General features: G+C 45.8%; 6 protein-coding genes. 3 read left to right on the plus strand and 3 right to left on the minus strand.

What is annotated here, in order from left to right:
• Positions 1 to 1,342: histidinol dehydrogenase (hisD, locus tag Q0241_RS13710; RefSeq protein WP_299378453.1), on the plus strand; the 1,342-nt coding region annotated here is incomplete at its 5' end.
• Between the two features lie 229 nt (positions 1,343 to 1,571).
• Here hisD and Q0241_RS13715 read toward each other — a convergent pair.
• On the minus strand, positions 1,572 to 1,787 hold the full coding sequence (locus tag Q0241_RS13715; RefSeq protein ID WP_299378455.1) for a hypothetical protein: 216 nt from the start codon (positions 1,785 to 1,787) through the stop codon (positions 1,572 to 1,574).
• Here Q0241_RS13715 and Q0241_RS13720 point away from each other — a divergent pair.
• Complete coding sequence (locus Q0241_RS13720; protein ID WP_299378457.1) at positions 1,773 to 2,276, plus strand: histidine phosphatase family protein; 504 nt, start codon at positions 1,773 to 1,775, stop codon at positions 2,274 to 2,276. The genes Q0241_RS13715 and Q0241_RS13720 overlap by 15 nt on opposite strands.
• On the opposite strand, the gene Q0241_RS13725 is transcribed toward Q0241_RS13720, so the two are convergent.
• Complete coding sequence (locus Q0241_RS13725; protein WP_299378458.1) at positions 2,271 to 3,812, minus strand: inorganic phosphate transporter; 1,542 nt, start codon at positions 3,810 to 3,812, stop codon at positions 2,271 to 2,273. The genes Q0241_RS13720 and Q0241_RS13725 overlap by 6 nt on opposite strands.
• A 253-nt stretch (positions 3,813 to 4,065) precedes the next feature.
• Between Q0241_RS13725 and Q0241_RS13730 the strand changes: the two genes are divergently transcribed.
• On the plus strand, positions 4,066 to 4,809 hold the full coding sequence (locus Q0241_RS13730) for a metallophosphoesterase (RefSeq protein ID WP_299378460.1): 744 nt from the start codon (positions 4,066 to 4,068) through the stop codon (positions 4,807 to 4,809).
• On the opposite strand, the gene Q0241_RS13735 is transcribed toward Q0241_RS13730, so the two are convergent.
• Positions 4,801 to 6,051: GMC oxidoreductase (locus tag Q0241_RS13735; protein ID WP_299378462.1), on the minus strand; the 1,251-nt coding region annotated here is incomplete at its 5' end. The genes Q0241_RS13730 and Q0241_RS13735 overlap by 9 nt on opposite strands.

Consider the following 6,051-nt stretch of genomic DNA (forward strand, 5'->3'; position numbering starts at 1 on the left):
CAAAGAGGTAGAAAAGGGTGGTGATCAAGTCTTAAGAAAGTATACGCAGAAATTTGATAAGGTTTCTTTGGATCAGTTTTTGGTATCAAGTTCGGAAGTCGAGGAAGCGAAAAAATTGGTTTCGCAAGAATTAAAAAATGCCATACAACTAGCCAAATCAAATATTGAGGTTTTTCACAAAGCGCAAAAAACGGATAGGGTTGAAGTTGAGACTACGGCAGGAGTACTATGCTGGCAAGAAAAGCGTCCGATTCAAAAAGTAGGGCTATATATTCCTGGGGGAACTGCGCCCTTATTTTCAACCATACTGATGCTGGCTGTGCCAGCAAACCTCGCAGGTTGCAAAGAGATTGTTTTATGTTCGCCCCCTAATGCAGAAGGAAAAATCAATCCTGCCATTCTGTATACGGCACAACTGTGCGGTGTTACCCAAGTATTTAAGGTTGGAGGAATCCAAGCTATCGCTGGTATGACATTTGGAACGGAAAGTATTCCCCAAGTTTATAAAATATTTGGTCCGGGTAATCAATTTGTTACTGTTGCCAAACAACTAGCAACGAAATACGGAGTAGCGATAGACATGCCTGCGGGACCGAGTGAACTGTTGGTAGTTGCCGACGATACAGCAGATGCAACTTTTGTAGCTTCTGATTTGTTAAGTCAGGCAGAGCATGGTATTGATAGTCAAGTGATTTTGGTATCGACTTCAAAAAATTTGATTGATAACGTTTCAGAAGAAATAGAAGTTCAAATTAATAAACTTCCGCGTCAAGCAATTGCAGAAAAATCTATAGCAAATTCAAAATTGATTTATGTTGAAAATGATGATTTAGCACTTCAATTAATTAACGAATACGGACCAGAACATTTTATTATTTGTTGCCAAAATGAAAATTTTTATGTGAATGGCATTATGAATGCAGGCTCTGTTTTTATTGGAGAGGAGGCTGGGTTAAATGATAATTTAAGTAACAATAGGAATGTTTTTATCGGTCTTGAAGCAGGAAAGAGCAATACAAATGGTCATAAAAATGTGGGTATTGGGGATGAAGCGTTGGCTAAAAATACAACAGGAGCAGATAACATTGCATTGGGGGGGAATCCCCGATTGTTAAGCCGATTTTGCCCTAAAGCGCGATCGCCCAGAACCGATAGCGGGTTTGGCCGGTCATTTCGCGAATCAACCCCAAGGCGCAAAGCTGATCCAGCCCGCGCTGACAGCTGGCGCGGGATGCGGGGGTTTCCAACATGGCGAGGGAAACCGGCAGAACCGGGTGGCGCATCAGGGTTGGGATCAATGCTCGGGTTTGGCGTGACAACGGGTAGGTTTCGGCCCGCGTGACCCAGTCTTGTAACCGTTGGGTTTCCAGCAGCGCGTTTGCAGTGCTGCGTTTGATCCCGAAGACGAACGTGAATAGACATGCCCTACCTTTTTACCTTGAAAAACATCGACTAACTCTTGGGCATCTTGATATTCGAACAAAACAGAATTACTGGTAGCTTGATGTACTGCGCCACTTTCGGGGCTGTTTAACAATCTATCTGCATGCACTAAACGGCTAGTGAAACCTTTATTTTTCAATCTCTTTCTCCGCTATAGGCACAATATCAGTAAGCATTTTTTCAGGATATTTACCTTGCACGTTTTGGTAATACTGATAAATGCGATTGAGTTCATATTGTATATTGTCGCTAATATCTAGCTGTGGACCAAAATCAATTTGTTTATTCTTATAATCAAAAGCAACCATAACTACAGGAACTTGAGCTTTATGGGCAATATGCAAAAAACCTGTTTTCCAGACTACGATGTAATCGACGACTTTCAGGAACAGTCCTTTGGGGACTGGCATGGCATGACGCATCACGAACTCGGTGAAATTCGAGGTGATGCATGGCATCGCTTTTGGCATGCGCCTGCATCCGTAGCACCTCCGGGTGGAGAAAGTTTCGAAGACCTTATTTCCCGAACAGCAAAATCTATTGATGTCCTTAATCAAAAATACAGCGGTAAAGATATTATTGCAGTAACCCATGGCGGGACAATTCGGGCCGCGGTCGCCCATGCGCTGGATCTCAAACCCGAAAAAGCCCTTGGTCTGTCCATTGGCAATTTGTCTTTGACGAAGCTTAATTACTACACGACCAAAGACGACACCAAATTGGATCAGTCATCTTGGGGAGTTGATTGTATAAATACAGAACCTCTAAGCTTCAAAAGCAAAAAAGCCCCGGAACCGGAGCTTTTTTCGCAATCACAGAAAATTAAGTTATAATACAAACGTTATCGCAAAGAAGATCGAAGCAGACAACAATGCTGCGGCGGGAACGGTGATCACCCAAGCTGCAATAATGGTCGTGAAGTGGGACCGACGAACCAGTTTACGCCGCCCAATTTCTTCGCGGTCAGAAATGGTTCCTTCGTGTTTGCTTTCCGGGTGACGTTCATGCTGCCGTACATACTGACGGCGACGTTTGCTTTTCTTGGTGTAGTATTCACGAAAGAAGCCAACACCAAACACAGCACCCACAGCAATATGCGTTGAGCTAACCGGTAATCCCAAAGCCGATGCCATGATCACCGTAATGGCAGCGGAAAGCGCCACACAGTAAGCCCGCATCGGGTTCATCTTGGTAATCTGTTCCCCCACCATACGAATGAGTTTGGGGCCATAGAGGAAAAGACCAAGACTAATCCCAACCGCACCAATAATCATCACCCAGACCGGAATAGAAACCTTTGCAGCTATGTCACCAGACTCCACAGCGTGTAAAACCGCCGCCAAAGGCCCAACTGCATTTGCAACATCATTCGCACCATGCGCAAAAGACAACAAAGCAGCAGAGAAAATTAACGGAAGATGAAACAGTTCTCTTAAAGACTGGTTCCTATTTTCCATACCCTCGGACTGTTTCCGAATAACGGGCTTTAAAAGCGCATAAGAAGCAACAAATATTGCAGCACCAATCATGGCAACAGTTGCAAGGTCAGGCTTCCAAATTTTCTTCAGGCCCTTCATCATCAAATAACATGAAAAAGCCGTTGCCATGATCGCAAGCAACATAGGCACCCAACGACGCGCGGCCGCGATTTTATCATCGCGGTAAATGATGTTACTTTTGATAAAGGCAAGGAATAGTGCCGCAATAACACCGCCCAGAACGGGGGAGATTACCCAGCTTGCTGCGATTTTACTCATGGTAAACCAGTTTACAGCGCCAAAACCAACAGCAGCAATACCAGCCCCCATCACACCACCAACAACAGAGTGTGTCGTTGAAACTGGCGCCCCGATGTAAGTTGCAAGGTTCACCCATAGCGCAGACGACAAAAGCGCCGCCATCATTGCCCAAATAAAGGTCTGGCTATCAGGAACAAGGGATGGATCAATAATTCCCTTGGAAATCGTGGAGACAACATCACCACCCGCCAACAGAGCCCCGGCACTTTCAAAAACGGCGGCAATAATCAACGCGCCGGTCATGGTCAAAGCCCGCGACCCAACAGCTGGCCCAACATTGTTTGCCACATCATTGGCACCAATGTTCAGCGCCATATAGCCGCCAAGAGTTGCCGCGACGATGATATAAACCGCGTTTGGCTGCGCCCCGATCAAGATACTGGCAAAGCCACCAGCAACAGCCAGGAAGAGAATAGCAAGGCCCGGCGCAAAAAGATGTTGCGAGATAGAGCGCGTGGCCTCTTCCATCGTAACGATTTTGCTTAAGTCTTTATCCAGGGATGGTTTTGCTAACTTCGTATCGTCTGATGACGATGAATTCGTATTTCCTGACGGATCAGAAGATGCCATTTTTCAAACTTTCATACACCAAGATCGGGGTCATTTCCGATTTGTGATAGTTTCGTTGCAGTAAAATGACAAATTATCGTTTCGTGACTCTAATATGACAGTTTGATGACAGGCCATATTCAACAACAAAATCAATTTGTTCAAGGGAAGCCACAATTCACTCAAAATTCCTTGGCATATTTGAAAGACTAAATTCTACAAATCTTCATTCCGGTTGTTGATAACCTATTCCCCAACCAATTGGCCAAAAGGAATGACATTGAGAATAGCGGCGTTGGCAGACCCTCATATAGAAGAGCCTTACATGTCAATCGAACGCCTGGAAAAGATCGTAGAGCAAACAAACAACACAAAGCCTGATATTATTGTCCTACTTGGGGATTATGTCGCCGGACATAATTTTATCTCGCGCCATCTTTCTGTTCGCTCCGCAGCAAAGATCTTTGCAAGGCTGAAGTCACCTTTGGGAACCTACGCAATTTTGGGAAATCATGACTGGTGGGATGATCCCGTTGCCCAAGAAACCCGACAAGGCCCTCCGCTAGCACAGAAAGATCTGGAAGCCGAAGGGATCCCCGTATTAGAGAACTCAGCTTTGAAACTATCCCATCAAGGAAAATCTTTCTGGCTTCTGGGGCTTGAGGATCAGTATGCTTTTCAAGACAGCGTCAAAGGATATATTGGCCGAGATAATCTTCCAAAATTAATGTCAAAAATCACTGATGATGCCCCAAGTATCCTACTTGCTCATGAGCCCGATATTTTCCCAAAAGTGAGCTCAAAAATAAGCGTCACCCTCTGTGGACACACCCACGGCGGACAAATACGACTGTTCAATTACTCACCAATTGTTCCATCCCGTTACGGAAACCGTTATGCCTATGGGCATATTATCGAAGACAATAAAAACCTCGTCGTTTCAGGTGGTCTCGGCTGCTCCATACTACCTGTACGCTTTGGCGTCCCGCCGGAAATTACGCTGATTGATTTAGCTTGAGTTCTTGGCCCCAAGAATCATTTCGCTCGCCTTTTCCGCGATCATGATTGTTGGCGCATTTGTATTGCCAGAGGTAATGGTCGGCATGATTGAAGCATCCGCAACCCTTAATCCCGTGATACCATGTACCCGAAGTTCTTCGTCAACTACCGCCATTGAATCAGACCCCATTTTACAAGTGCCCACGGGGTGAAAAATCGTTGTGCCAATATCCCCGACAGCTTTGAGGATATCTTCATCACTAACAACATCAGCACCAGGTAGATATTCCCTCGGTGAGTGGCTTAACAATGCCGGACTCGCGCAGATTTTACGTGTCAGTTTAATCGCATTAATGGCCACCTGCCGATCCCCTTCTGTCGAAAGATACTTCGGCGCAATGGTTGGCATCTCTTTTCCATTAGGGTCACTGAGGTGAACATAACCGCGGGATTCAGGCCGAAGGTTACAAACTGAGGCCGTAAAGCCGGAAAACTTGTGAAGCGGATCACCAAGCTTATCTGTCGAAAGCGGCTGCACGTGATATTCCAAATCTGGTGTTTCAAGTGCCGGATTACTCTTTGCAAAGCACCCTAACTGGCTTGGTGCCATAGACAAGGGTCCTTTTCGAAACAAGGCATAATCCACCGCCATACCCGCTTTGGCAAAAAGGCTATGCGACATTTCATTAAGCGTTTTTGTGCCAGAGACCTGAAATACCGTGCGAATTTGCAAATGATCCTGCAAGTTTTCGCCAACACCTGCAAGCTCGTGCAGCACCTCAACACCATGCTGCGCCAAAAGCTCTCCCGCGCCGATACCAGAGCTTTGTAACAACACTGGGGACGCCACGGCGCCCGCAGATAAAACAAGCTCTTTTCGAACCTTCACTTCTGTACGCACGCCCTGAAGATCAAGTTCTAGCCCCTTGGCGATTTTATTCTCCAACACTATTTTTCGTGCTTGAGCTTGAGTGAGAATCGTCAGGTTTTTGCGATCTTTAACCGGATGAAGGAACGCCCGGGCTGCGCTGAAACGTACCCCTTTTTTTTGGGTTACTTCAAAATAGCCGACACCTTCGTTATTCCCCTGATTGAAGTCTTTTGTAACTGGAATACCAGCTTCTGCTGCAGCTTCTTGGAAGCGATCAAGGATTGGCCAGGACAGGCGTTGTTCTTCAACCCGAAGCTCGCCACCATCACTGTGAAACTCTGAATCTCCTTTGTGGTAACTCTCTCCCCGTTTGAAAAGGGGAAGAACATC

This window comes from uncultured Kiloniella sp. (assembly GCF_937128705.1).
GTDB lineage: Bacteria > Pseudomonadota > Alphaproteobacteria > Kiloniellales > Kiloniellaceae > Kiloniella.

Bases quoted from the DNA above. Each gene is read 5' to 3' on its own strand.
- Q0241_RS13720 (WP_299378457.1), top strand. From the start codon at position 1,773: ATGGGCAATATGCAAAAAACCTGTTTTCCAGACTACGATGTAATCGAC.
- Q0241_RS13725 (WP_299378458.1), bottom strand. From the start codon at position 3,812: ATGGCATCTTCTGATCCGTCAGGAAATACGAATTCATCGTCATCAGAC.
- Q0241_RS13730 (WP_299378460.1), top strand. From the start codon at position 4,066: ATGACATTGAGAATAGCGGCGTTGGCAGACCCTCATATAGAAGAGCCT.